Raw genomic sequence first — 23386 nt, 5'->3', positions numbered from 1 at the left:
TGACTGCCTGACGACTCTCGCGCCCCGGCTGACCCGATGCTGTTCCAATTCCTGCTGCGCAAACTGCTGACCCTGGTGCCCACGGTGCTGGGGGTGACCCTGGTGGCCTTCGGCCTGATCCGGCTGGTGCCGGGCGACCCGGTCGAGATCATGATGGGCGAGCGTCATCTGGACCCGCAGGCCCATGCGGCGCTGCTGCACCGGCTGGGGCTGGACCAGCCGCTGTGGCAGCAGTACCTGGACTACCTGGGCCAGCTGGCGCATGGCAACCTGGGCGACTCGCTGGTCAGCCACCAGCCGGTGGCGCAGGAGTTCGCCGCGCTGTTCCCGGCCACGGTGGAGCTGGCGCTGGCGGCGCTGCTGGTGGCGGTGCTGGTGGGCGGGCTGCTCGGCGTGACCGCCGCGCTGCGCCGCGGCAGCTTTCTGGACCATGGCGTGATGGGCCTGGCCACCGTGGGCTACTCGATGCCGGTGTTCTGGTGGGGGCTGATCCTCATCATGTACTTCTCGGTCACGCTGGGCTGGACACCGGTGACGGGCCGGATCAGCGTCGAGTACGACATCCCGGTGGTGACCGGCTTCTTGCTGTGGGACGCGCTGGCCTCCGGCCAGGCCGGTGCCTTCGGCTCGGCCCTGCTGCACCTGCTGCTGCCGGCCATCGTGCTGGGCACCAGCTCGATGGCGGTGATCGCGCGCATGAGCCGCTCCAGCATGCTGGAGGTGCTGCGCGAGGACTACATGCGCACCGCGCGGGCCAAGGGCCTGTCGCCCTGGCGGGTGGTCGTGGTGCACGGCCTGCGCAATGCCTTGGTGCCGGTGCTGACGGTGATCGGCATGCAGACCGGCAGCCTGCTGGCCGGCGCGGTGCTGACCGAAACCATCTTCTCCTGGCCCGGCATCGGCAAGTGGCTGATCGAGGCCATCGCCCGGCGCGACTACCCGGTGATCCAGACCGGCATCCTGATGGCCGCCTGCACCTTCATTGCGGTGAATCTGGTGGTCGATCTTCTCTACGGCGTGGTCAACCCGCGCATCCGGGGGCAGGCATGAGCACGACCGACATTTCCGCCGTGCAGGCACCGGGCGGCTGGGCCCGCTGGCAGGCCCGCCTGGCGGCCGGCCGCGACGTCACCCGCGCCTTCACCGCCCACCGCGGCGCCGTGGTGGCACTGGCGGTGCTGGCGCTGATCGGCCTGGCCGTGCTGCTGGCGCCCTGGCTGGCGCCACACGACCCGGTGCAGCAGTACCGCGATGCCTTGCTGACCCCCCCGGTCTGGCAGGTGGGTGGACAGGCCCGCTTTCCGCTGGGCACCGATGAGCTGGGCCGCGACATCCTCTCGCGCCTGCTGTGGGGCGGCCGCATCTCGCTGGGCATCGGCCTGGCCTCGGTGCTGTTGTCGCTGCTGCCCGGGGTGGCCCTGGGCCTGTTGGCGGCGTTCCATCCGCGCTGGCTGGCCCCGGCGGTGATGCGGGTGATGGATGTGATGCTGGCCTTGCCCGGCCTGCTGCTGGCCATCTGCGTCATCACGGTGCTGGGCCCGGGGGCGATCAACACCGTGCTGGCGATCGCGATCGGCGCACTGCCGGGCTATGTGCGGCTGACCCGGGCCGCGGCGCTGGGCGAACTGCCCAAGGACTACGTGACCGCCAGCCGCCTGGCCGGCGCGGGCAACGCGCGGCTGATGTTCAACACCGTGCTGCCCAACTGCATGGCGCCGCTGCTGGTCAACGCGACGCTGAGTTTCTCCTCGTCGATCCTGGAGGTGGCCGGCCTGGGCTTCCTGGGCCTGGGCGTGCAGGCGCCCACGCCCGAGTGGGGCACCATGCTGTCGGCCGCCCGGGACTACCTGGTGCGCGCACCCTGGGTGGTGATGCTGCCGGGCCTGGTGATCCTGGTCACGGTGCTGTGCGTGAACCTGCTGGGCGATGGCCTGCGCGATGCGCTGGACCCCAAGCTGCGAAAGGCCCGCTGATGCTGCGTGTGCGAAACCTGGGCGTGCGCTTTGGCGACTCGGTGGCCGTCGAGGGCCTGGACCTGGACGTGGCCGCCGGCGAGGTGCTGGGCCTGGTGGGCGAATCGGGCTCGGGCAAGTCGGTCAGCATGATGGCGCTGATGGGCCTGATCGATCCGCCGGGCCAGGTCCAGGCCGAGGCGGTGGAGTTCATGGGCCGCGACCTGCTGCGCCTGCGCCCGCGCGAGCGCCGGCAGGTGATCGGCCGCGAGATCGCGATGGTGTTCCAGGACGCGCTGACGGCGCTGAACCCGGCCTACCGCGTGGGCGACCAGATCGCCGAGGTGCTGCGCGCCCACCTGGGCCTGCGCGGCGCGGCGCAGCGCCAGCGCACGCTGGAACTGCTGGAGCAGGTCGAGATCCCGGATGCGCGCAGCCGCCTGCGCGCCTACCCGCATGAGCTTTCGGGCGGCATGAACCAGCGGGTGATGATCGCGATGGCGGTGGCCTGCCAGCCGCGGCTCTTGATCGCTGACGAACCCACCACCGCGCTGGATGTGACCATCCAGGCCCAGATCCTGGACCTGCTGCGCCGGCTGCAGAAAGAGCAGGGCATGGGGCTGATCATGATCACGCACGATCTGGGCGTGGTGGCCGAACTGGCCCAGCGGGTGGCCGTGATGTACGCCGGCCAGATCATCGAGACCGGGCCGGCCGACACGCTGTTCGACCAGCCGCGTCACCCCTACACGGCGGCTTTGCTGGCCGCGCTGCCCGAGCGCAGCCGGGGCCAGGCCCGCCTGCCGGCCTTGCCGGGCAGCGTGCCGGCTGGCGTGGACCGCCCCGCAGGCTGCCTGTTTGCACCGCGCTGCGCGGCGGTCCGGGCCGACTGCCATGCCGCCCGGCCGGCCTGGCAGGGCGTGGTGCGCTGCCTGCATCCCCGGGTGCCGCAGGACGAGGAGGCCACGGCATGAGCGAGATCCTGCTGGAAGCCCGCGGCCTGGCCCGGCACTACCCGGTGCGTGCGCACTGGTGGCAGACACCCCGGCTGCTGAAGGCGTTGGACGGTGTGAGCTTTGCGGTGCAGCCCGGTCGCACGCTGGCGGTGGTGGGTGAATCGGGCTGCGGCAAGTCCACGCTGGCGCGCCAGCTGGCGCTGATCGAGACGCCCACGGCCGGCGAGCTGTGGCTGGACGGTCAGCCGGTCGGCCAGGCCGACGCCGCGGCCCGGGCCACACTGCGCCGCCAGGTGCAGATGGTGTTCCAGAACCCGTTCGCGGCCCTCAACCCGCGCAAGAGCATTGCCGCGACGCTGGCCGAGCCGCTGCTGCTGAACACGCCGCTGGACCGCGCCGCCCGCTGGGAGCGCATGGCCCGCATGATTCGCGAGGTCGGCCTGGCCGAAGGCCATCTGCTGCGCTATCCGCACATGTTCTCGGGCGGGCAGCGTCAGCGCATCGCCATCGCCCGCGCCATGATCCTCAACCCGCGCGTGGTGGTGGCCGACGAGCCCACCTCGGCGCTGGATGTCTCGGTGCAGGCCCAGATCCTCAACCTGTTCAAGGACCTGCAGGCGGCCAATGGCACCGGCTATGTGTTCATCTCGCACAACCTGGGCGTGGTGGAGCACATGGCCGACGAGGTGATGGTGATGTACCTGGGCCGCGCGGTGGAGCAGGGCCCGCGTGACGCGGTGCTGCAGGCGCCGCTGCACCCCTACACCCAGGCCTTGCTCAGCGCGGCGCCCACGCTGGCCCCAGCCTCGGCCAAGGTGCAGCGCATCCACCTGCAAGGCGAGCTGCCCAGCCCGCTGGCGCCGCCTTCCGGCTGTGCCTTCCACCAGCGCTGTCCCCGGGCCACGGCCGAGTGCGCAGCCCAGGTGCCGGTCTGGCGCGAAGTGCAGGGTCGCCATCTGGCCTGTCACCGGGTCTGAACCCCGTGCTCTCTTCTCCGGGCGCGCAAGGAGGCGCCCTGCCATGCTGTCCTTCAAGTCGGTTCAATATGTCTCGCCGCGGCCCGGGCCGCGGCTGCTGGTGCTGGGCACGGTGCACGGCAACGAGGTCTGCGGCGGCATCGCCATCCGGCGCCTCATCGACGCGCTGGACCGCGGCGAAATGGCACTGGACTGCGGCACGCTGACCCTGGTGCCCATCAGCAACCCGCTGGCCTTCCAGAAGGGCGAGCGCAACGGTGACCGCAACCTCAACCGCCGGCTGATGCCGACCGCCACGCCGGTCGAGTTCGAGGACCAGGTGGCCAACTGGCTGTGCCCGCTGCTGTCCGAGCACGAGGTGCTGCTGGACCTGCATTCCTTCCAGGGGGGCGGGCCGGGCTTCGTGATGGTGGGCCCGCGTGACAACACGGGCGCCATCGAGCCCTTCGTCCATGAGGCCAAGGAACAGGCCTTCGCCCGCGCCCTCGGGGTGGGGCGAGGCGTGTGGGGCTGGTTGTCCACCTACGCCGCGGGCGTGGAGCGCCGGGCCGCCGCCGGGGTCACCGGGGGCGACCTGTCGGTGGACTATGGCGTGGGTACGACCGAGTACATGCGCCGCCAGGGCGGCTGGGGCGTGACGCTGGAGTGTGGGCAGCACCAGGCGCTTGAGGCGCCCGAGGTGGCCTATCGGGCCATCCTCAATGCGCTGGCCCATCTGGGGATGTTGCGCGATGCGCCGCCGCCGCCGCAGGCGTCGATGGATGGCTTGCAGATCTTCGACGTGGTGGATCGCGCCAGCGAGGGGGACACCTTTGCACGCGCCTGGCGCAGTTTCGATCCCGTGGCCAAGGGCGAGGTGATCGGCACCCGGGCCGATGGGGTCGTGCTGCGTGCGACCGAGGACGTGGTTCTGCTGTTTCCCAATGATCGGGCGCCCGTTGGCCAGGAGTGGTTCTACCTGGCACGCCCTTCCGGGCGTTTTCGCTAGATGCCAGAGCACGCATGACCGGCCGACGCAGTGCGTCGGCTTTTTTGTGCCGTGGCGCGACAGACCGCACGAATGGTGGTTGATTTCTGGCGGCGATGGGACGGGCTGAGCCAAACGATCCGACATGAACCAGAAACGTGCAATCTGGGTTTGTGGTCCAGATTTTGCGAAACACGAAGCATGTTTCTGTTCGTTTGGGACATGTCTTCGCGCCGTCTTGGGGCAGGCCTCCTCGGCGAGGCCCGAGTGACCGCACCAAAACGGCTTGTCACGGCCGGTGGTCGCATCGCGGGGTATGAGTCCAGGTTATTGCCCCGGCACAAGTCGGCATTGTTGTTCGTGCACGGCCTTGCCTACGCTGAAAGCCAGAACCTGCTGATGACAGGTGAATGAATTGAAACAGGGATTTTGTTCATCTGAGAGGAGAGGTACGTTGTTGTTCAAGCTGAATCGGCTCACGCAGAGCCTGGTCATGGTGGGTTTGGTGCTCCCTGCGATGGCTTACGCCCAGGATGCTCCGCCCACGCCGAAGAAGGACGAGGGCAAGCCTCAGCGCATCGAGGTCACGGGTTCCAGCATCAAGCGGGTGCGGGACGAAGGGGCCGTGGCCTTGCAGGTCATCCAGGCGCAGGACCTGGTCAAGCAGGGCATCACCAGTGCCGAGCAGTTTGTTGCGACCCTGTCGTCGAACGGCAATGGCGTCGACAACATGACGACCAACCAGGGCGGGGACTTCCTCAACAGCACGGCCGACCGCCCCCACAACAACGGTGCCGCCAGCGCTTCGCTGCGGGGCCTGGGCGCACAGTACACGCTGGTGCTGCTCAACGGCCGGCGTCTCTCCACCCATGGGTTGAATGGCACCTCGGTCGACTTGAACTCCATTCCGATGGCGGCGGTTGATCGGATCGAGGTGCTCAAGGACGGGGCCTCCGCCATCTACGGGACCGATGCCATTGGGGGGGTGATCAACTTCATCCTGAAGCGTGACTACCAGGGCCTGGAGATGACGGCCTCGGCCGACAAGACCCAGCATGGGGGCGGTGACATGTACCGCCTCTCGGTGTTGGGTGGGGTGGGTGACTACGAGGCCGATGGCTACAACGCACTGTTCAGCCTGACCTACGACACCAACAACCGCCTGCGGGGTACCCAGCGTTCGTTCCAGAACGGCTACCAGCCCGACCGTGGCCTGGCGCCGGACACCACCGGCACGCCGTTCGCCACCATCGGCGCATCGTCCGGCACGGCGCTGTCGGGCTACTACACCCTGCCCGGGGACACCCAGTCCTACAACAAGGCCAACCTGCTGGCCCTGCAAGGGGATTGCTCTGCGGGCACCGACATGGTCGCCTACCGAGGCGACATCACCGGCTTCAACAACAACAACAAGGCTTGTGCCTACGACTACGGCAAGCAGTGGAGCCTGATGCAGCCGGTGGATCGCTTCAACCTGGTGTCCAAGGCCAACTTCCGGCTGTCGCCCGATCACATGCTGACGGCGGAGGTGGTGGCTTCCCACACCGAATCTGCGGTGGAATACACCCCGATCCAGCTCACCACCAAGTCAGCCGGCGCGCTGTACCCGGCGTACATCAAGGATGCCAACGGCAATCTGGTGCGTTCGCCCTATTACCAGGACCTGACCGGTCTGGTGCCTGGCTTCGACAACACCAAAGATGAACTGATCCGGTGGCGCTGCCTGGAATGTGGTCCGCGTCAGCAGAACACCAAGACCGACGCCTACCGTGTGCTGCTGGGCCTGGAGGGCGTACTGGCCGGCGACTGGGACTACAAGACGGGTCTGTCCTATGCCCAGAGCAAGGCCGACACCACGCTGGGTGACGGCTACTTGTACCAGGACCAGCTGAGCGCGGCCATGGCCACCGGGCTGATCAACCCCTTCCTGAAGGCTGGCGAGAGCCAGACACCGGAGGCCATGGCTTTGCTGGAGGCCGCCAAGGCGCGTGGCGCCAAGCTCTACGGTGGACAGGCCAGCGTGGCGGAGCTTGACGCCACCGTGTCGCATGAGATCTACAGCCTGCCAGCGGGGGCCGTCTCGATGGCGCTGGGATTGGACCTCCGCAATGAGAAGTACAAGTTCAACGAATCCGAGTCGAGCTATCCCACGATCAATGGCGTGAGCGCACCGGCTTCGCTGGACCAGGCCAGCCGCGACATCAGCGCGGTGTTCGGTGAGCTGGACGTTCCGCTCATGAAGAGCCTGGATCTGCAGACGGCACTGCGCTACGACCACTACAACGACTTTGGCTCCACCACCAACCCGAAGGTGGCCTTGCGCTGGCAACCCCTGCCGGAACTGGCCTTTCGCACATCCTACAGCAAGGGCTTCCACGCACCGGGCTTCGAGCAGCTCTATGGTGGCAGCAGCACTGGACAGTTCAACAGCGACATCAACGACCCGGTGTTGTGCCCTAATGGCGGCACCGATGCCAATGCCTGCGGCATCCGCCCGGACATCGTCACCACCAGCAACCCCCAGTTGAAGCCGGAGACCTCCAAGCAATGGTCCATCGGCTTGGTGGCCTCGCCGCTTCCCTGGCTGACTTCCAGCATCGACTTCTGGAACATCGAGATCAACAACAAGATCGCCGCGCTGTCCGGTCAGGCCCTGATGGCCCACTACGACCAGTACTCACAGTACGTGGTCCGCGACGAAAATGGCTACATCACCGAGGTCGATGCCCCGATCATGAACCAGGCCGGGGCCAAGACACGCGGCGTCGACTTGAACGTGACGGCCAATGTGAAGGATGGTCCGGACACCTGGGTGGCCAGCCTCGATGGCACCTACACCGACAGCTACAAGTCGCGCTTCAGTGCCAACGACCCGTGGACCGAACTGGTGGGTTCCTTCGGGGACGCGATCTACGGCTACGATCTGCACGTGCGCTGGAAGCATCAGGCCATGCTGACCTGGTCGCGCGGCGACTGGAGTGTCACCGGTGTCCAGTCCTTCACAGGTCACTACCGCGACGAAGTCGACGGCTTTGGCTCCGGGGTTACCTCGCCCAACGCGCCCACCTGGGTCAAGAGCTACACGCTGTACCACCTGTCGGCCACCTACACGGGCTTCAAGGACACCAGCGTGACCTTCGGTGTGAAGAACCTGTTCGACACCAAGCCTTCGTACAGCGCGCACAACGTGGACAACGTGGTGGGGGCCGGTTGGGATGGGCGGGTTGGTGATCCGCGCATGCGCTCCTTCACCCTGCGTGTGAACCACAAGTTCTGAACCTGGCGCCGGCCGGTGTGCCGGTGGTCCATGACCGCTTCCCCGCCTCCGGTCACGGTGGCGGGGATCTTTGCTGGAGGCCTCAGCGCTGTTCGGCGACCCAGTTCACCAGCCGGTCCACGACCTGGGTGCCGTGGCTGGAGGCATCGGGCTGGTTGACCATCGCCACCACCACCCAGTCGCGTTCTGCGCGGTCGCGCACATAGCCCGCCACAGCCACCACATTGCTCAGCGTGCCGGACTTGAGCCGGGCTCGGCCTTGCGCAGGCTGGTTCTGAAAGCGGCGGCGCAGGGTGCCATCCACACCGGCCAGCGGCAAGCCGCTGCGCAGCTCGGGGGCGTAGGGCGCGCGGTCGACGGCGGCCAGCAGCCTGGCCATCGTGGCTGGCGTGATGCGTTCGGCGCGGGAGAGGCCAGAGCCGTTCTCCAGCACCAGGCCATCCGTGGGGATGTCTTGGGCCTGCATCCAGGCCCGCACCGCCCGACCGGCGGCTTCTCGGGTGTCGGGTGACAGCTCTGCTGGCGCAGGCCGGCGGAGCGCTTCGAGATCGATCTGTTGGCGGCCCAGGCGCAAGAAGACCAGGCGGGCCAGGATGTTGTCGGAACGCTTGAGGGTGTTGCGCAACACGTCGGCCAGCGCGGCGTCCTGATGCAGGGCCACCACCTGGGTGTCCTCTGGCGTGCGGCCTTCGCGAACCGTGGCGGTGGTTCCCCAGTGGCCGCCCAGTTCGTGCCAGAGCAGGCGAACCGCACTGTCCACCAGCCACTGGCTGTCCACCAGGTTCAGCCCATTGCGCTGGGTGCAATCGCGTGGGAAGCTGCCTTGCAGCGCGAGGGTGACCTCGCCTTGCCCGTCGGTGTGCGCCACGGGTGTGCGCCATTGGGCGTCCCAATCCTCACACGGTGCGTCGATCAGCGTGACCGCCCGGGCGTCGAAATGCACGCCGGGCAGGGGTGGCCAGACGCTGGCCCGCAATGCCTGTGCGTCGCTTTGCAACTGGATCAGCAGCAGATGCTGGTTGAAGTCCAGTGCATCGGGAATGACGTTGTAGTCGAACTCCGGAGCGTCATCGAAAGGCGGAACGCCAAGTTCCATGCGCGCTGGTTGGAACAGCGTGCGGTCCACGACCACACCGTCGTCCAGCGTGTCGATCCCACGGGCGCGCAGCTGGCTGAGCAAGGTCCAGAGCGCGCCCCAGTCAAGCGCCGTATCACCGCCTCCACGCAGGAAGAGCGGGCCCTTCAGCACGCCGCCCTGGGGCGCTCCCTCGATGCGCAGCTCCGTCCAGCCTTGGCTGGCCGGCCCCAGCCGGTCAAGCGCAACAGCCGCCGTGACGACCTTCATGGTCGAGGCCGGCTGCATGGGCACATCGCTGCGCCAGTACACCCCCTTCTCGGGGTGGCCCAGCGGATAGGCGGCCAGAGCCACTGCCTGGTCGGTCCAGCCACTGCCTGCGAGTGCCTGGGCGATCGGCGTAGGCGGGCTGGTGAGCAAGGGCGGCGAGGCCGGGTGGGCGCACCCCAGCAGACTCAAGGCGCATGCAGTGATCAGCAGGATGCGGGCAGGGGCGATTGGCATTCAGGGCAGGAAGGAGTGGCGGACGGGCGGCATGCATCAAGCATGCCTGTGCATGGGCCATGTGCGGCGCGGAGGGGGGCGCTTGGGCGGTGAGCGGCAAGGGCTTGATGGTCCTGCTAGGCTGCACGCCTGCCGCATTGCAGCCACTGGGCTCCCGCGAGGCGCCGATTGTTGCCGATCCCATCCCACGCCATGTCTTTGCCTCCCGACCTCTCACCACATCACCCCGAGAAGCTGCAGGACCACGCTGCCCATCGTCCCGCCCAGGACCGTCTGTTGCTCAGCACCGTGCTGGCCCTGGCGGCGGGCGGCTTCGCCATCGGCACCGGCGAGTTCGTCATCATGGGCCTGCTGCCCGAGGTGGCGCGCGATCTGGCCGTCTCCATCCCGCAGGCCGGCCATGTGATCAGCGCCTATGCGTTGGGCGTGGTGTTGGGCGCGCCGCTGCTGGCGGTACTGACCGCCGGCTGGCACCGCCGCACGCTGCTGATGGTGCTGATGCTGATCTTCGGCCTGGGCAACCTGGCCAGCGCGCTGGCGCCGGGCTATCTGTCGCTCAACCTGCTGCGCCTGTGCGCCGGCCTGCCGCATGGCAGCTACTTCGGCATGGCCGCGCTGGTGGCCGCCGCGCTGAGCGAGCCCCACCAGCGGGCCCGCGCCGTGGGCCTGGTCATGCTGGGGCTGACCAGCGGCACGCTGCTGGGCGTGCCGGTGGCTTCCGCTCTGGGGCAATGGCTGGGTTGGCGGGCCGCCTTCGTGTTCGTCGGCGTGGCAGCCCTGCTCTCGGTGGGCATGATCCGCGCCTGGGTGCCCAACCTGGCGCCGCCGCCCGGGGCCAGTCCGTTGCGTGAGCTGGGCGCCCTGGGGCGCAAGCAGGTCTGGCTCACGCTGGGCATCGCGGCCATCGGTTTCGGCGGCATGTTCTCGGTCTTCAGCTACGTCAAGCCCACGCTGCTGCAGGTGGCGGGCATGCCGCTGGGCTGGATGCCGGTGGTGCTCTCGCTGTTCGGCGTGGGCATGGTGGGCGGCAACCTGATCGGCTCGCGCCTGGCCGACAAGGCGCTGATGCCCACCATCGGCGGGCTGCTGCTCTGGTCTGCCGCCATCCAGCTGCTGTACGTGCTGACCTGCCACCACCCGGTGGCGGCCGCGCTGACCGTGGTGCTGGTGGGCAGCGCGGTGGCCATCGGCCCGGCGCTGCAGATCCGCCTGATGGACGTGGCCGGCGATGCCCAGGCCCTGGCCGCGGCGCTCAACCACTCGGCCTTCAACCTGGCCAATGCGCTGGGCGCCTGGCTGGGCGGCCTGGCCATCGACGCCGGCCTGGGCTACCCGTCCACCGGCTGGGTGGGCACGCTGCTGTCGCTGGGCGGCTTCGGCGTGTTCTGGTGGGCCCGGCAGGACGCGCGGCGCGCGGCGCAGGCGCCCGGCACCGCGTTGGCGGGCTGAAGGCGCCCGACCGCGCTGCTACACTGCCCCTCGCTTCAGGTGCTTCTGCCGGCTGTTCATGCGGCAGGAGTGAAACGGGAAGCCGGTGCGTGGCTCGCTTTGCGAGCCGCAAGGCCGGCGCTGCCCCCGCAACGGTAAGCGAGTCCGTGGCCCGATCGGCCGGCATGACCAATGCCGGTCCCGCCACTGTGTCCTGCGGGACATGGGAAGGTGATCGGGTTCGGGCCGGGTGTTTGGCACCCGGTCCCTCGTGAGCCCGGAGACCGGCCTGTCGCACAGGAACAGTCCGTCACGGTGGGTGGTGGGGTGTGCGTGCCGCCGGTCGGGCCCTGTCGGGTCACATCCCTTCTCACCTGGCCGGGTGTCGCCTTCGTGCCGGCCGCTCATCCCTCTTTCCGCCTTGACGGGCTGATGTCGCCGTCAACGTCGCGCCCGGTGGGGGCGCAGGAAAGAGAGACCCATGCACATCGAACCCGGCCTGCTGGCCCAGACCAAGATCCTGGCTGCCAACGGCGTGGCCGCCGCCGTGCTGGCCAGCCATGCGCCCGCGCTGCTGCGCCGCCCGGTGCTGTGGCTGCGCACGCTGCTGGCCACCGTGTTCTTCACGCTGTTCATGCAGATGTTCCACCTGCAGGTGGGGCCGTCGGAGCTGCATTTCGTGGGCGCCATGCCCATCTACCTGACCCTGGGCTACCTGCCCACGCTGTTCGGCTTTGCCGCCGGCCTGCTGCTGCAGGGCCTGGTGTTCGAGCCGCAGGACCTGCTGCACCTGGGGGTCAACTCGCTGTCGCTGATGGTGCCGCTGATGGCGCTGCACGCCACGCTGGGCCGCCGCCCGCAGGCGCTCACCGTGGCCCGGGTGCTGCGGCTGGACGCGGTCTACTACGCCGGCGTCACGCTGATGGTGGGTTTCTGGCTGTCGATGGCCGAGATCCGCACCCCGCTGTCCGACTGGCTGTGGTTTGCCAGCAGCTACCTGAGCCTGGTGGTGCTGGAGCCCATGTTCACGCTGTCCGTGCTGACCGGCCTGCAGCGCCTGAACCCGCCGGCCTGGCTGCGCCTGTGCTTTGACGAACGCCTGAGCCGCGCCTGAGCATGGCCGCCCAGGACAGCGCCGCGCCGGCAGGCCGCGGCACGGTCTGGTTCGTCGGTGCGGGCCCGGGGGACCCGGACCTGCTCACCGTCAAGGGCCGGGACCTGATCGCCCGCGCGGGCGCCATCCTGTTCGCCGGCTCGCTGGTGAACGTGGCGGCCACCCGCTGGGCCCCGCCGGGCTGCGTCATCGCCGACAGCAAGGACATGACGCTCGAGCAGATGGCCGCCTGGCTGATCGAGCAGGCCGGGCGCTGCGAGACCGTGGTGCGCCTGCAGACCGGTGACCCAGCGCTCTATGGCGCGCTGATCGAGCTGGTGCAGCCGCTGGACGCCGCGGGCGTGCCGTTGCGGGTGGTGCCGGGCGTGTCCTCGGCCATGGCCTCGGCGGCGGCCGCGGTGGAAAGCTTTACCCTGCCCGAGGTGACGCAGACCACCATCTTCACCCGCGTGGAAGGGCGCACGCCCATGCCTGCCGGGGAGGATCTGGCGGCCCTGGCCGCGCACCGCAGCACGCTGTGCATCTTCCTGTCCATCACCCTGCTGCACAAGGTTGAGGCCGGGCTGCGCGCGGCCGGCTGGCCGGAGGACGCGCCCATGCTCGTCGTCCACAAGGCCAGCTGGCCGGGCGAGGAGCAGATCGTGCGCGGCACCCTGGCCACCCTCAAGCAGCAGTGTCGCGACGCCGGCATCGTCAGCCAGGCCATGGTCATCGCCAGCCCCACGCTGGGCGCACGCCACTGGTCCGAGCTGACCCGCTCCAAGCTTTACGACCCCACCTTCACCCACCGCTTCCGAAAGGCCAGCGCATGAACCCCGACCTGAACACGGCCCTGCGCGACACCACCATCCTGATCGTGGGCCACGGCTCGCGCGAAGAGAGTGGCAACCAGGAGATCCGCGACTTCGTCGCCCAGTGGCGGGCCCGCCAGCCCGGCTGGCGCATCGAGGTGTGCTTCATCGAGTTCGCCTCCCCGTCGCTGCACGACGGCCTGGGGGCCGCCGCCCAGGGCGCGCGCCGCGTGCTGGTGCTGCCGCTCATCCTGAACGCCGCCGGCCACGTGAAGATGGAGATCCCCGAGGCCATCGAGCACGCCCGGGCCGACCGCCCGCAGGTCGAGTTCCTCTATGGCCCGCATCTGACGGCTTGCGATCCCATCCTGGACATCCTGAAGCGCCAGTTGCGCCGCGCCATGGCCGCGCTGGACATGCCCGACCCCACCACCACCGGCGTGGTGCTGCTGGGCCGGGGCTCCTCGGACCGCGGCGCCAACGGCGACATGGCCAAGATGGCCCGCTGGCTGCAGGAGGCCGGCGACCACGAGCTGGTGGACCTGGCCTTCACCGGCATCACCTTTCCGCGCCTGGAGCGGGTGGTGCAGCGCCAGGCCCGCATCGGCATGACGCAGATCGTGGTGCTGCCGTACTACCTCTACACCGGCACGCTGATGCAGCGCATCGGCCGCCAGGTCGAGCATCTGCGCGCGCAGTACCCACAGATCCGCTTTGCCCTGGGCACGCACTTCGGCTTCGAGCCCGAGATCTTCGCCCTGCTGGAACAGCGCGTGGCCGACCTGGTGGCCGGGCGCCAGGACAGCGCGCTGAGCTGTGACGGCTGCCGCTTCCGCGAGATCGCCCACGACCTGGGGCATGGGCACAGCCACGAACACACCCATGGTCACGCTCACGACCACGCACCGGTGGTGATGGCATGAGCGTCCCCCAGGCCAACACCGTCACGGAACAGCTGACCCGCGCCGGCCAGGCCATCGAGCACGACAGCTTCGCCATCATCGACGCTGAGGCCGGCCCGCACCGCTACCGTGCGGAGCAATGGCCCATCGTGCGGCGGATGATCCATGCCAATGCCGATTTCGAGTTCAACGGTCTGACCGACTTCCACCCCGAGGCGGTGGCCGCCGGCATTGCCGCCATCCGCCGCGGCGGCACGCCGGTGGTGGCCGATGTGGAGATGATCTGCTCGGGCCTGTCGGCGCCGCGCCTGGCGCACTTCGGCATGGTTCCCCATCAGTTCATCAGCGACGCCGATGTGATCGCCGCGGCCCAGGCCGAGGACACCACCCGCGCCGTGCAGGCCATGCGCAAGGCGCACCGCCTGGGCCTGCTGCAGGGCGCCATCGTCGGCATCGGCAATGCGCCCACCGCGCTGATCGAGCTGGTGCGCCTGATCCGCGAGGAGGGCCTGCGCCCGGCCCTGGTCATCGGCATGCCGGTGGGCTTCGTCTCGGCGGCCGAGTCCAAGGCGCTGATGGCCGAGGTGGCCGAGGTGCCCTGGATCGTCATCCGCGGCCGCAAGGGCGGCTCCACCCTGGTGGTGGCGGCCCTGCATGCGCTGCTGGCCCTGGCCGAAGCCGCGGAGCGCGCCCCGGCATGATGGAGAAGACCGTCCGGCGCGGCGAGCGCACCGGCTTCACCACCGGTGCCTGCACGGCCGCAGCCGCGCGGGCGGCGGCGCTGGGGCTGGTGACGGGCGCGGTGCCGGCCACGGTGGAGAGCCTGCTGCCCAACGGCCAGCGGGTGGTGTTCGCCGTGCAGGACGGACGCGCGGATGGACAGAGCGCCCACGCCATGGTGGTCAAGTTCGCGGGCGACGACCCCGACTGCACCGACGGCGCCCACCTGACCGTGGACCTGCGCCGCCTGCCGGGCCAGGCCGGCGTGGTGACGCTGCGCGGCGGTGCGGGCGTGGGCACGGTCACGATGGCGGGCCTGGGCCTCGAGGTGGGCGGCCCCGCCATCAACCCGGTGCCCCGCCGCAACATCGAGGACAACCTGCGCGAAGTCGCGGCCGCGCTGCTGGCCCGTGACGGGCTGGAAGCGACTGTCTCCGTGCCGCAGGGCGAAGCCATGGCCCGCAAGACCCACAACGCCCGGCTGGGCATCCTCGGCGGCATCTCCATCCTGGGCACCACCGGCATCGTCAAGCCCTACAGCACCTCGGCCTGGCGGGCCAGCGTGGTGCAGGGCGTGCAGCTGGCGGCCACGCTGTCGCACGGCGTGGTGGTGCTCACCACCGGCGGGCGCACCGAGAAGTTCGCGATGGCCGAGCGGCCGCAGCTGCCCGCAGCCTGCTTCGTGCAGATGGGCGACTTCCTGCGCTACGCGCTGGACGAGGCGGTGGCCCGCGGCCTGCGCGAGGTGGTGATCGCCGGCATGGTGGGCAAGCTCACCAAGATCGCCCAGGGCGAGACCATCACCCACGCCAACCGGGCCGAGGTGGACACCGCGCTGCTGGCCCGGCTGGCGGCCGAGGTCGGCGCGCCGCCCGACGAATGCGCGGCCATCGCCGCCGCCGAGACCGCCCGCTTCGCCGCCGAAAGCATGGCGGCGCTGGGCCTGGTCGACGCCTTCCACACCCGGCTGGCCCAGGCCGTGGTGGCCACCCTGAGCGACCCGGCCCGCTACGGCGGGCGCTTCCGCCTGCAGGTGCTGGTCTGTGATTTCGAGGGCCGGAAGCTGGCCGAGGCCGCCTCCGACCCCTGTTGTTGAGATGCCCATGAAAGACTCCCTGGAACCGGGGTTCCGCGACCCCAACCCCTGCCGCGTGATCGGCGTGCTGGACGATGGCGCCGCCAGCCTGGACGCCACGGCCCTGGCCCATCTGCGCACGGCCGATGTGGTGATCGGCGCCACCCGGCCGCTGCAGAGCCTGGCCGGGGAGATCCGCCCCGAGGCGCGCCGGCTCGACCTGGGCGGCCAGTTGGCCCGGGTGCCCGACTGGGTGCGCGCGGCCCGGGCCGAGGGCCAGCGGGTGGTGGTGCTGGCCAGCGGCGACCCGCTGTGCCACGGCATCGCCGCCTACCTGGGCGCACGCCTGTGCCTGGACGCGCTGGAGGTGCTGCCCAACCGTTCCACGCTGCAGCTGGCCTGCGCCCGTGTCGGCCTGGCCTGGCAGGACGCCACCATCGTCTCCATCCATGCCCGCGATGCCGGCGAGTGGGCGGTGGGCGCCGAGCCCGACCACGGCCTGTATCCGCTGGCCCAGGCCCTGCGCCAGCACGAGCGCCTGCTGGTGCTCACCAGCCCCGACAACAGCCCCGACCGGGTGGCCCGCCTGCTGCTGGCCGAGGGCCTGGGCGAGGACTTTCAGCTGGCGGTGGCCGAGTGCCTGCTGCAGCCCGGCGAGCGGGTGCGCAGCGGTCTGAGCGCGGCCGAGGCCGCCACGCTGCGCTTTGCCGACCCCAATGTGCTGCTGCTGTGGCGGGTGCAGCCGCGCCAGCAGCCCGTGCGCTTCGGCCTGGCCGATGCGGCCTATGCCCAGCGCCAGCCTGACAAGGGTCTGATCACCAAACAGGAGGTGCGTGCCGTCAGCCTGGCAAGGCTGCAGCTGCGGGCCGACAGCCGCGTCTGGGACCTGGGCGCGGGCAGCGGCTCGGTGGGCCTGGAGGCGGCGCGCCTGTGCCCGCAGGGCCATGTCTGGGCCATCGAGAAGAACGCCGAGGACGTGGCCATTGCCGCCCGCAACCGCGCCGCCATGGGCCTGAGCAACCACACCCTGGTGCACGGCAAGGCGCCCGAGCCCCTGGACCGCTGGCCCGACCCGGACGCCGTCTTCATCGGCGGCTCCGGCGGCGAGCTGGCCGGGCTGATCGCCCTGTGCCTGGGCCGCCTTCGCCCGGGCGGCTGGCTGGTGATGAACTTCGTCACGCTGGAGAACCTGGCCACGGCCACCCAGGCCTTGACCGACGCTGGGGCGAGTTGGGACGTGTTGCAGCTGCAGGCGGCGCGCAGCAAGCCCATCCTGCAGATGCACCGCATGGCCGCCGAGAACCCGGTGTGGATCGTCTGCGCCCAGCGCGGTGCAGCGCCTGAGGAGGCGAGCACATGACGGTCCCCGTGACTCCCGGCACCCTGATCGGTGTCAGCCTGGGTCCGGGTGACCCGGAACTCATCACCCGCGCCGCCTGGGCCCAGCTGCAGCGGCGTGATGCGGTGTGGGTCTACCCGGCCCGCAGCACCAAGACGCCCAGCTACGCCTTCGACATCGCCCAGCGCGCGGGCCTGGTGCCGCCGGTCGAGCACCAGGCCCTGCTGTTCCCGATGACGCACGACGCCGAGAAGCTGCTGCGCCACTGGCAGCGCGCGGCCGAGACCGTGCTGCCCTGGCTGCAGGCCGGGCGCGACGTGCTCTTCCTGGTGGAGGGCGACGCCAGCACCTACGCCACCTTTGGCCACCTGGCCCGCACGCTGCAGGCCCTGGCGCAGGGCCTGCCGGTGCGCACGCTGGCTGGCGTCAACGCCTTCACGGCGGCCTGTGCGCGCCTGGGCCGGCCGCTGTCCGAGCAGGACGACACGGTGGCCATCGTGCCTGCGGCCTATGGCGTGGCCGCGCTGGACCGGCTGCTGCCCGAGTTCGACACCCTGGTGCTCATGAAGGTCAAGCCGCTGATCGAGCCCCTGTTCGACTGGCTGGGCGAGCGCGGCCTGCTGGACGGCGCCGACTTCATCGAGCGCTGCGGCGCGCCCGACGAACGGGTCTACCGCGGCGCCGAGATGCTGGCCCTGCGCGGTCAGCCGGTCAGCTACCTGTCGCTGCTGCTGGTGCGCCATGGGCAGCGCCTGCGCGGCGAGCGCATCCGCGGCTGCCTGAAGAAGACGCCGCCCACCCCGAACGCCCCCGTCACCCCATGAACGACCTGTCGCTTTCATCCCCGGTGCCCCGCGTGGTGCTGGTGGCCCTCACCAAGCACGGCGCCGCCCAGGCCGCGGCCCTGGCACGGCAGCTGCCCGCGGCCGAGGTCTGCGTGGCGGCCAAGTTCGCTGCCGCCTTCGCCGGCCAGCTCAACCCGGTGCGGGCCTACGAGGGCGCCTTCAAGGACGAGGTGCCCGGCCTGTTCGCGCGCTTCGACCAGATCGTCTTCTTCGTCTCGCTGGGCGCGGTGGTGCGGCTGATCGCCCCGCACCTGAAGAGCAAGGACGAGGACCCCGGCGTGCTGGTGGTGGACGACGCGGCGCAGTTCGTCATTCCGGTGCTGTCGGGCCATGTGGGCGGGGCCAACGCCATGGCCGAGACGGTGGCCACGCTGCTGGGCGCCACGCCGGTGCTGACCACCGCCTCCGACGTGGGCAAGACCATTGCCGTGGACATCCTGGGCCGGGAGCTGGGCTGGACGGTGGAGGCGCCCAAGCTCAACATCACCCGCGTCTCGGCGGCGGTGGTCAACGAGGAGCCGGTGGCCTTCGTGCAGGAGGCCGGCAGCCCGCACTGGTGGACCCGGCCCACGCCGCTGCCGGCCCACATCCACCGCTTCGACCGTTTCGAGGCGGTGGACCTGGACCGCTACGCCGCCGTGCTGTGGGTCACCCACGCGCCGGTGCCGCCCGAGCTGTGGCAGTGGCTGGACCAGCGCCTGGTGGTCTATCGGCCGCCGCTGGAGGATCGGTCGTGAAAGTCGCCCTGGGCTTGGGCTGCGACCGCGGCACGCCGCTGGACACCTTCGAGCAGGCGGTGACCCGCGCCCTGGTGGAGGTGCGCCTGCGCCACGGCTGGGCCGACCTGGAGGTGGTGGGCATGGGCAGCATCGACCTCAAGGCCGACGAGATCGGCATGCTGGCCCTGGCCTGCGACCGCGGCTGGCCGCTGCGCTTCTTCACGCCCCAGGTGCTGGCGGCGGTGCCGGTGCCCAACCCGTCCGAGACCGTGCGTCGCCACACCGGCACGCCCTCGGTCAGCGAGGCCGCGGCCCTGCTGGTGGCCGGCGCCTGCGGCCCCGAGGCCCTGCTGCTGGAGAAGCTGCGCGTGAAGGGCGCCGATGGCCGCAACGCCACCGTGTCGGTGGCCCGGGCCGAACCCATGAACCCCGGAGAGAACGCATGAACGATGTGACAGAGACGCCCGCGCCCGCGGGCAAGATCATGCTGGTGGGCATCGGCCCCGGCAGCGTGGAGCACATGACCGGCCGCGCCCGCGCGGCCATCGCCGAGGCCGACACCATCATCGGCTACGTCACCTACATCAAGCTGGTGGCCGACCTGATCGAGGGCAAGGAGGTCATCCGCAAGAGCATGACCGAGGAGCTCGACCGCGCCATCGAGGCCCTGGCCCGCGCCCGCGCCGGCAAGAAGGTGGCCCTGGTGTCCTCGGGCGATGCCGGCGTCTACGGCATGGCCGGCCCCACCTACGAGGTGCTGTTCGAGGCCGGCTGGACACCCGACTCGGGCATCGAGGTCGAGATCGTGCCCGGCGCCTCGGCGCTCAACAGCTGTGCTGCGCTTGTGGGCGCGCCGCTGACGCACGACTTCTGCGCCATCTCGCTGTCGGACCTGCTCACCCCCTGGCCGGTCATCGCCCGCCGGCTGGACGCGGTGGCCCAGGCCGACTTCGTCGTCGCGCTCTACAACCCCAAGAGCGGGCGGCGCACCCAGCAGATCGTCCAGGCCCAGCAGCTCTTGCTGCGCCACCGCCGGCCGGACACGCCGGTGGCCATCGTCAAGAGCGCCTACCGCCGCCGCGAGCAGATCAGCTTCACCACGCTGGACCAGATGGCCGAGGCCGAGATCGGCATGCTCAGCACCGTGCTGATCGGCAACAGCCAGACCTTTGTGCGCGAGGGCCGCATGGTCACCCCGCGCGGCTACGCCCACAAGTACGCGCTGGAAGAGGGCGGCGCCACCCGCGCCGGCGAGCAGGCCGGGCGGTCCCTCTCCACCGGCCTGCTGGGCTGGCTGCAGGCCCTGCAGGCCGAACACCAGGCCGGCGCCACCCCGGACGAGCTGGCCCGCCGCCACCGCCTGCCGGCCGACTACATCGTGCAGGCCCTGTTGGTGCCGGCCGAGGCCACCACGGCGGCGGTGGCCGAGGAGGGTGAGGCATGAGTGACGCGCCGAACCCCGTGCCCATCGTCCCGGCCGACCCGCTGCCGCGCCCGCGCATCGCCGCCTATGCCCGCCATCTGCTGGTGTGCACCGGCCCGCGTTGCGCGCAGGAGGGACAATCGCAGGCCTTGTTCGACAGCCTGGGCGACAAGCTCAAGGCCGCCGGGCTGAACGAAGGCGCCCTGCGGGTCAAGCGCAGCCGGGTGAGCTGCTTTGCCGCGTGCAAGGGCGGCCCCATCCTCTGCGTGCAGCCCGACGGCACCTGGTACGACAACGTGACCCCCGAGACCATGGACCGCATCATCGACGAACACCTGCGCCACGGCCGGCCCGTGGCCGACCGGGTGTTCCACCAGGGACCGGGCTGCGCGGCCACCGGCGCCGACGACGAGACCCTGGGCCTGGAAGGAGACCGCGCGGCGTGATCGGACTGGATCTCTCCTGGCCGGTGGCCGCCGTGGCGGTGCTGGTTGCCCTGGCCTGGGACCGGGTGCTGGGCGAGCCCCCGGCGCGCTGGCACCCGGTGGTGGCCATGGGCCGGGCCCTGGGCGCCGTCGGTCCCCGGCTGTGGCCGCTGGCACCGCGCCGGGCTTTCGTCGCGGGCGCGCTGGCCTGGGGGCTGGGCGCTGTGGCAGTGGCGGGGGTGTATGGCCTCTTGCAGGCGGGCCTGCTGTCGTCCGCCTGGCTGGGGACCGGGCCCTGGCGCGCCCTGGCCCAGGGCCTGCTGCTGGGCGTGCTGCTCAAGCCCCTGCTGGCCTGGCGCATGCTGCGCGACGAGGTGGGCGCGGTACAGGCGGCGCTGGACCGTTCGCTGGCCGAGGGGCGCCAGCGCCTGTCCTGGCTGGTGAGCCGGCCGGTGAACCGCCTGAGCGCCGACGAGGTGCGCGAGAGCGCGCTGGAAACCCTGGCCGAGAACCTCAGCGATTCGGTGGTGGCGCCGCTGTTCTGGTTTGCCGTGGCCGGCCTGCCGGGTGCGGCCCTCTACCGCTTTGCCAACACCGCCGATGCGATGTGGGGCTACCGCGACCACCGCGAGTGGGGCGGCAAATGGGCCGCCCGGGCGGACGATGTGCTGAACTGGCTGCCCGCCCGCCTGACGGCGCTGGCCCTGTGCGCGGCGGCCGGCCGCTGGCCCGGCGCGGCGCGGCTGCGTGGCCAGGCCCGGCGCACCGCCTCGCCCAACAGCGGCTGGCCCATGGGCGCGCTGGCCCTGCTGCTGGGCCGCCGCCTGGGCAAGCCCGGCGTCTATGTGCTGAACGAGGGCCACCCCGTGCCGGCGGCGGCCGATGTGCCGCAGGCGCTGCGCTGGTGTGGCCGCGTGGTGGGCGCCCTGGCCGCCTTGGCGGGCCTGGCCTTGTTGCTCGGCGGGGCGCGCGCATGAGCCTCGCCCCCATGCCCTGGCCCGAACATGGTGGCCCCGATGGCGGGCCGGCCATCCTGCACGACTTCTCCACCAACGCCAACCCGCTGCCCCTGCCCGAGCCCTTGGTGAACGCCCTGGCCGCCACCGACCGGCGCCGCTACCCCGACCCGCACTACGGCCGCCTGTGCGAGCGGCTGGCGGCCCACCACGGCGTGCCCGCCCACCGCGTGCTGCCCACCGCCGGCAGCAGCGAGGCCATCCGCCGCCTGACCCTGCTGGCCCATCTGCAGGGCCTGGGCGAGGCCTGGGTGCCCGCGCCCGGCTATGGCGACTATGCCGCCGCGGCCTACGCCCTGGGCCTGAAGGTGCATGGCTGGCCGGCCCCGGCCACGCTGCTGGAGGCGCTTGACCGCGCCCACCACCCGGCCCTGGTCTGGCTCAACGAACCCTGCAATCCCACCGGTGTCAGCCTGCCGCACAGCTTCTGGCAGTCGCTGGCCGAGATCGCCTGGGCCAAGGGCCACTGGCTGGTGCTGGACCGCGCCTACGAGCCGCTGCGGCTGGAGGGCCGCGACCCCATCCTGCCCGGCATGGCCGCGCGCGCCTGGCAGCTGTGGTCGCCCAACAAGGCGCTGGGGCTGACGGGCATCCGCGCCGGCTATGTGCTGGCGCCGACCGAGGCCGCCGAGGGCCTGGGCCAGCGGCTGCGCGCGCTGGCGCCCAGCTGGGTGCTGTCGGCCGAAGGCGAGCAGATGCTGCTGGCCTGGTGGGGCGAGGCGGTGCAGGCCTGGTTGGCCGACAGCCGCCGCACCCTGGAACAATGGCGCACCATGCAACGCAACCTCTTGAGCGACCTGGGCTGGGCCCAGCGCGCCACGGTCACCCCTTTCTGGCTGGCGCGCCCGCCGCTGCCGGCCCGCCTGCTGGAACTGCGCCTGCGTCAGCTGCGCAGCGCCGGCCTCAAGCTGCGCGACGCCAGCTCTTTCGGCCTGCCGGGCTGGGTGCGCGTGTCCACCCAGTCGCCCGACGCCCAGGCCGCGCTGGCCCTGGTCTGGCATGACAGCCGCTGGAAGGGCGAGGAAGGCGAGGGCGCATGAACACCACCGCACCGGGGCCCGAGACCCCGCGCCAGGAAGGCGCGCTGCGAGGCGAGTTGCGCCTGTTCTTCACCGCGCTGCAGTTTTTCACCCGCGTGCCGGTGCCCGCCTGGGTGGGTTGGTCGGCTGCGCAGCTCAATGCCTCGGCCCGGCACTTCCCCAGCGTGGGCTGGGTGGTGGGCGCCGTGGTGGGCGCGGTGCTGTGGGGCGCCACCCAGCTGTGGACGCCCGGCGTGGCGGCCTGGCTGGCCATTGCCGCGGGCGTGCTGCTGACCGGCGCCTTCCACGAGGACGGCCTGGCCGACAGCTGCGACGGCTTCGGCGGTGGCTGGCAGCGCGATCAGGTGCTGGCCATCATGAAGGATTCGCGGGTGGGCAGCTACGCCACCCTGGGCGTGGTCATCACCCTGGGCCTGAAGGCGCAACTGTTGAGCCTGCTGGCCGAGCGGGCCTGGGGCCTGGCGCCGCTGCTGTGCGTGACCATTGCCGCCCACACCCTGAGCCGCTGGGGCGTGCTGTGGGTGATGGCCCGGCTGGACTATGTGCGCGAGGACGCGCTGTCCAAGTCCAAGCCCATCGCCCAGGGCATCGGCCGCGGGCCGTTGCTGTTCGCCTCCGTCGTGGCCCTGCTGCCGGCGGCGCTGCTGGGCCTGCCGGGTCTGTCGGCCGCGGTGTCCGCCGCCCTGGTGGCCTGGTTCGCCATCCGCTACCTGCGCCGGCGCCTGGGCGGCTATGTGGGCGATGCCCTGGGCGCCACCCAGCAGATCACCGAGCTGGTGGTGCTGCTGTCCCTGTTGTCGGTGCCGCCCGCCGTGGCGCAGCTGAGTCGCTTCCCCTGAGC

23 protein-coding genes and 1 riboswitch are annotated in these 23386 nt (G+C 70.8%); of the genes, 22 read left to right on the top strand and 1 reads right to left on the bottom strand.

From position 1 onward, the window contains the following. The first annotated feature begins 39 nt into the window (after window positions 1-39). The 7 genes from M0L44_RS01115 to M0L44_RS01085 all read left to right on the top strand — a co-directional run bounded on the left by M0L44_RS01115 (window position 40) and on the right by M0L44_RS01085 (window position 8129). The gene (locus M0L44_RS01115; RefSeq protein ID WP_252768055.1) at window positions 40-1050 is read left to right on the top strand and encodes an ABC transporter permease; all 1011 of its coding nucleotides are present in this window, start codon (window positions 40-42) and stop codon (window positions 1048-1050) included. Next, window positions 1047-1973, top strand: coding sequence for an ABC transporter permease (locus tag M0L44_RS01110; protein ID WP_252767769.1), 927 nt, complete (start codon window positions 1047-1049; stop codon window positions 1971-1973). The genes M0L44_RS01115 and M0L44_RS01110 overlap by 4 nt, the downstream gene beginning before the upstream one ends. Next, on the top strand, window positions 1973-2926 hold the full coding sequence (locus M0L44_RS01105; protein ID WP_252767768.1) for an ABC transporter ATP-binding protein: 954 nt from the start codon (window positions 1973-1975) through the stop codon (window positions 2924-2926). The genes M0L44_RS01110 and M0L44_RS01105 overlap by 1 nt, the downstream gene beginning before the upstream one ends. After that, window positions 2923-3885, top strand: coding sequence for a dipeptide ABC transporter ATP-binding protein (locus M0L44_RS01100; protein ID WP_252767767.1), 963 nt, complete (start codon window positions 2923-2925; stop codon window positions 3883-3885). Before M0L44_RS01105 ends, M0L44_RS01100 begins: the two co-directional genes overlap by 4 nt. A 43-nt stretch (window positions 3886-3928) precedes the next feature. Further along, a complete protein-coding gene (locus tag M0L44_RS01095; protein WP_252767766.1) occupies window positions 3929-4873 on the top strand; it encodes a succinylglutamate desuccinylase/aspartoacylase family protein in 945 nt (314 codons plus the stop codon). Window positions 4874-5053: 180 nt separating this feature from the next. Beyond that, window positions 5054-5266 (top strand): hypothetical protein, encoded by a 213-nt coding sequence (locus tag M0L44_RS01090; protein WP_252767765.1) that lies wholly within the window; start codon window positions 5054-5056, stop codon window positions 5264-5266. A gap of 43 nt (window positions 5267-5309) precedes the next feature. Then, entirely contained in the window at window positions 5310-8129 is a 2820-nt protein-coding gene (locus M0L44_RS01085; RefSeq protein WP_252767764.1) for a TonB-dependent receptor, read from the top strand. Window positions 8130-8211: 82 nt separating this feature from the next. Here the strand turns inward: M0L44_RS01085 and dacB are convergent, their stop codons facing one another. Next, window positions 8212-9708, bottom strand: a complete 1497-nt coding sequence (dacB, locus tag M0L44_RS01080) for a D-alanyl-D-alanine carboxypeptidase/D-alanyl-D-alanine endopeptidase (RefSeq protein WP_252767763.1) — start codon at window positions 9706-9708, stop codon at window positions 8212-8214. 192 nt (window positions 9709-9900) lie between these two features. Between dacB and M0L44_RS01075 the strand changes: the two genes are divergently transcribed. From M0L44_RS01075 to M0L44_RS01005, 15 genes are all read left to right on the top strand, one after another. Beyond that, window positions 9901-11157, top strand: coding sequence for an MFS transporter (locus tag M0L44_RS01075; RefSeq protein WP_252767762.1), 1257 nt, complete (start codon window positions 9901-9903; stop codon window positions 11155-11157). Window positions 11158-11177: 20 nt separating this feature from the next. After that, window positions 11178-11443, top strand: a riboswitch (cobalamin riboswitch). 174 nt (window positions 11444-11617) lie between these two features. After that, the gene (locus M0L44_RS01070) at window positions 11618-12250 is read left to right on the top strand and encodes an energy-coupling factor ABC transporter permease (protein WP_252767761.1); all 633 of its coding nucleotides are present in this window, start codon (window positions 11618-11620) and stop codon (window positions 12248-12250) included. A 2-nt stretch (window positions 12251-12252) separates the two neighbouring features. Continuing rightward, window positions 12253-13062 carry a precorrin-4 C(11)-methyltransferase gene (gene cobM / locus M0L44_RS01065; RefSeq protein WP_252767760.1) on the top strand — a complete coding sequence of 270 codons (810 nt, stop codon included), beginning with the start codon at window positions 12253-12255 and terminating at the stop codon, window positions 13060-13062. Next, window positions 13059-13964 carry a sirohydrochlorin chelatase gene (locus tag M0L44_RS01060; RefSeq protein WP_252767759.1) on the top strand — a complete coding sequence of 302 codons (906 nt, stop codon included), beginning with the start codon at window positions 13059-13061 and terminating at the stop codon, window positions 13962-13964. Before cobM ends, M0L44_RS01060 begins: the two co-directional genes overlap by 4 nt. Beyond that, on the top strand, window positions 13961-14644 hold the full coding sequence (locus tag M0L44_RS01055) for a precorrin-8X methylmutase (RefSeq protein ID WP_252767758.1): 684 nt from the start codon (window positions 13961-13963) through the stop codon (window positions 14642-14644). Before M0L44_RS01060 ends, M0L44_RS01055 begins: the two co-directional genes overlap by 4 nt. Further along, window positions 14641-15759: a cobalt-precorrin-5B (C(1))-methyltransferase gene (locus tag M0L44_RS01050; RefSeq protein WP_252767757.1), complete on the top strand. Its 1119-nt coding sequence runs from the start codon at window positions 14641-14643 to the stop codon at window positions 15757-15759. Before M0L44_RS01055 ends, M0L44_RS01050 begins: the two co-directional genes overlap by 4 nt. Before the next feature lie 7 nt (window positions 15760-15766). Next, on the top strand, window positions 15767-17098 hold the full coding sequence (gene cbiE / locus M0L44_RS01045) for a precorrin-6y C5,15-methyltransferase (decarboxylating) subunit CbiE (protein WP_252767756.1): 1332 nt from the start codon (window positions 15767-15769) through the stop codon (window positions 17096-17098). Then, window positions 17095-17901 carry a precorrin-2 C(20)-methyltransferase gene (cobI, locus tag M0L44_RS01040; protein WP_252767755.1) on the top strand — a complete coding sequence of 269 codons (807 nt, stop codon included), beginning with the start codon at window positions 17095-17097 and terminating at the stop codon, window positions 17899-17901. The genes cbiE and cobI overlap by 4 nt, the downstream gene beginning before the upstream one ends. After that, window positions 17898-18659 (top strand): cobalamin biosynthesis central domain-containing protein, encoded by a 762-nt coding sequence (locus M0L44_RS01035; RefSeq protein ID WP_252767754.1) that lies wholly within the window; start codon window positions 17898-17900, stop codon window positions 18657-18659. Before cobI ends, M0L44_RS01035 begins: the two co-directional genes overlap by 4 nt. Further along, complete coding sequence (locus M0L44_RS01030; protein ID WP_252767753.1) at window positions 18656-19087, top strand: cobalamin biosynthesis protein; 432 nt, start codon at window positions 18656-18658, stop codon at window positions 19085-19087. The genes M0L44_RS01035 and M0L44_RS01030 overlap by 4 nt, the downstream gene beginning before the upstream one ends. After that, a complete protein-coding gene (gene cobJ, locus M0L44_RS01025) occupies window positions 19084-20085 on the top strand; it encodes a precorrin-3B C(17)-methyltransferase (RefSeq protein WP_252767752.1) in 1002 nt (333 codons plus the stop codon). Before M0L44_RS01030 ends, cobJ begins: the two co-directional genes overlap by 4 nt. Then, a complete protein-coding gene (locus M0L44_RS01020; protein WP_252767751.1) occupies window positions 20082-20510 on the top strand; it encodes a (2Fe-2S) ferredoxin domain-containing protein in 429 nt (142 codons plus the stop codon). The genes cobJ and M0L44_RS01020 overlap by 4 nt, the downstream gene beginning before the upstream one ends. Continuing rightward, window positions 20507-21466, top strand: a complete 960-nt coding sequence (gene cbiB, locus M0L44_RS01015) for an adenosylcobinamide-phosphate synthase CbiB (protein ID WP_435526374.1) — start codon at window positions 20507-20509, stop codon at window positions 21464-21466. Before M0L44_RS01020 ends, cbiB begins: the two co-directional genes overlap by 4 nt. Further along, on the top strand, window positions 21463-22545 hold the full coding sequence (locus tag M0L44_RS01010) for an aminotransferase class I/II-fold pyridoxal phosphate-dependent enzyme (protein WP_252767750.1): 1083 nt from the start codon (window positions 21463-21465) through the stop codon (window positions 22543-22545). Before cbiB ends, M0L44_RS01010 begins: the two co-directional genes overlap by 4 nt. Continuing rightward, a complete protein-coding gene (locus M0L44_RS01005) occupies window positions 22542-23384 on the top strand; it encodes an adenosylcobinamide-GDP ribazoletransferase (protein WP_252767749.1) in 843 nt (280 codons plus the stop codon). The genes M0L44_RS01010 and M0L44_RS01005 overlap by 4 nt, the downstream gene beginning before the upstream one ends. Window positions 23385-23386 lie beyond the last annotated feature (2 nt).

It is taken from the genome of Ideonella oryzae, from assembly GCF_024055665.1.
GTDB classification, from domain to species: Bacteria; Pseudomonadota; Gammaproteobacteria; order Burkholderiales; family Burkholderiaceae_C; genus Ideonella; species Ideonella oryzae.
This window is presented reverse-complemented; position numbering and strand designations above follow the sequence as displayed.

What these genes read in the sequence shown, in the direction of transcription:
- M0L44_RS01110 (WP_252767769.1), top strand. Translation starts at nt 1,047, where the DNA reads ATGAGCACGACCGACATTTCCGCCGTGCAGGCACCGGGCGGCTGGGCC.
- M0L44_RS01105 (WP_252767768.1), top strand. Translation starts at nt 1,973, where the DNA reads ATGCTGCGTGTGCGAAACCTGGGCGTGCGCTTTGGCGACTCGGTGGCC.
- M0L44_RS01100 (WP_252767767.1), top strand. Translation starts at nt 2,923, where the DNA reads ATGAGCGAGATCCTGCTGGAAGCCCGCGGCCTGGCCCGGCACTACCCG.
- M0L44_RS01095 (WP_252767766.1), top strand. Translation starts at nt 3,929, where the DNA reads ATGCTGTCCTTCAAGTCGGTTCAATATGTCTCGCCGCGGCCCGGGCCG.
- M0L44_RS01090 (WP_252767765.1), top strand. Translation starts at nt 5,054, where the DNA reads ATGTTTCTGTTCGTTTGGGACATGTCTTCGCGCCGTCTTGGGGCAGGC.
- dacB (WP_252767763.1), bottom strand. Translation starts at nt 9,708, where the DNA reads ATGCCAATCGCCCCTGCCCGCATCCTGCTGATCACTGCATGCGCCTTG.
- M0L44_RS01075 (WP_252767762.1), top strand. Translation starts at nt 9,901, where the DNA reads ATGTCTTTGCCTCCCGACCTCTCACCACATCACCCCGAGAAGCTGCAG.
- M0L44_RS01070 (WP_252767761.1), top strand. Translation starts at nt 11,618, where the DNA reads ATGCACATCGAACCCGGCCTGCTGGCCCAGACCAAGATCCTGGCTGCC.
- cobM (WP_252767760.1), top strand. Translation starts at nt 12,253, where the DNA reads ATGGCCGCCCAGGACAGCGCCGCGCCGGCAGGCCGCGGCACGGTCTGG.
- M0L44_RS01060 (WP_252767759.1), top strand. Translation starts at nt 13,059, where the DNA reads ATGAACCCCGACCTGAACACGGCCCTGCGCGACACCACCATCCTGATC.
- M0L44_RS01055 (WP_252767758.1), top strand. Translation starts at nt 13,961, where the DNA reads ATGAGCGTCCCCCAGGCCAACACCGTCACGGAACAGCTGACCCGCGCC.
- M0L44_RS01050 (WP_252767757.1), top strand. Translation starts at nt 14,641, where the DNA reads ATGATGGAGAAGACCGTCCGGCGCGGCGAGCGCACCGGCTTCACCACC.
- cbiE (WP_252767756.1), top strand. Translation starts at nt 15,767, where the DNA reads ATGAAAGACTCCCTGGAACCGGGGTTCCGCGACCCCAACCCCTGCCGC.
- cobI (WP_252767755.1), top strand. Translation starts at nt 17,095, where the DNA reads ATGACGGTCCCCGTGACTCCCGGCACCCTGATCGGTGTCAGCCTGGGT.
- M0L44_RS01035 (WP_252767754.1), top strand. Translation starts at nt 17,898, where the DNA reads ATGAACGACCTGTCGCTTTCATCCCCGGTGCCCCGCGTGGTGCTGGTG.
- cobJ (WP_252767752.1), top strand. Translation starts at nt 19,084, where the DNA reads ATGAACGATGTGACAGAGACGCCCGCGCCCGCGGGCAAGATCATGCTG.
- M0L44_RS01020 (WP_252767751.1), top strand. Translation starts at nt 20,082, where the DNA reads ATGAGTGACGCGCCGAACCCCGTGCCCATCGTCCCGGCCGACCCGCTG.
- M0L44_RS01010 (WP_252767750.1), top strand. Translation starts at nt 21,463, where the DNA reads ATGAGCCTCGCCCCCATGCCCTGGCCCGAACATGGTGGCCCCGATGGC.
- M0L44_RS01005 (WP_252767749.1), top strand. Translation starts at nt 22,542, where the DNA reads ATGAACACCACCGCACCGGGGCCCGAGACCCCGCGCCAGGAAGGCGCG.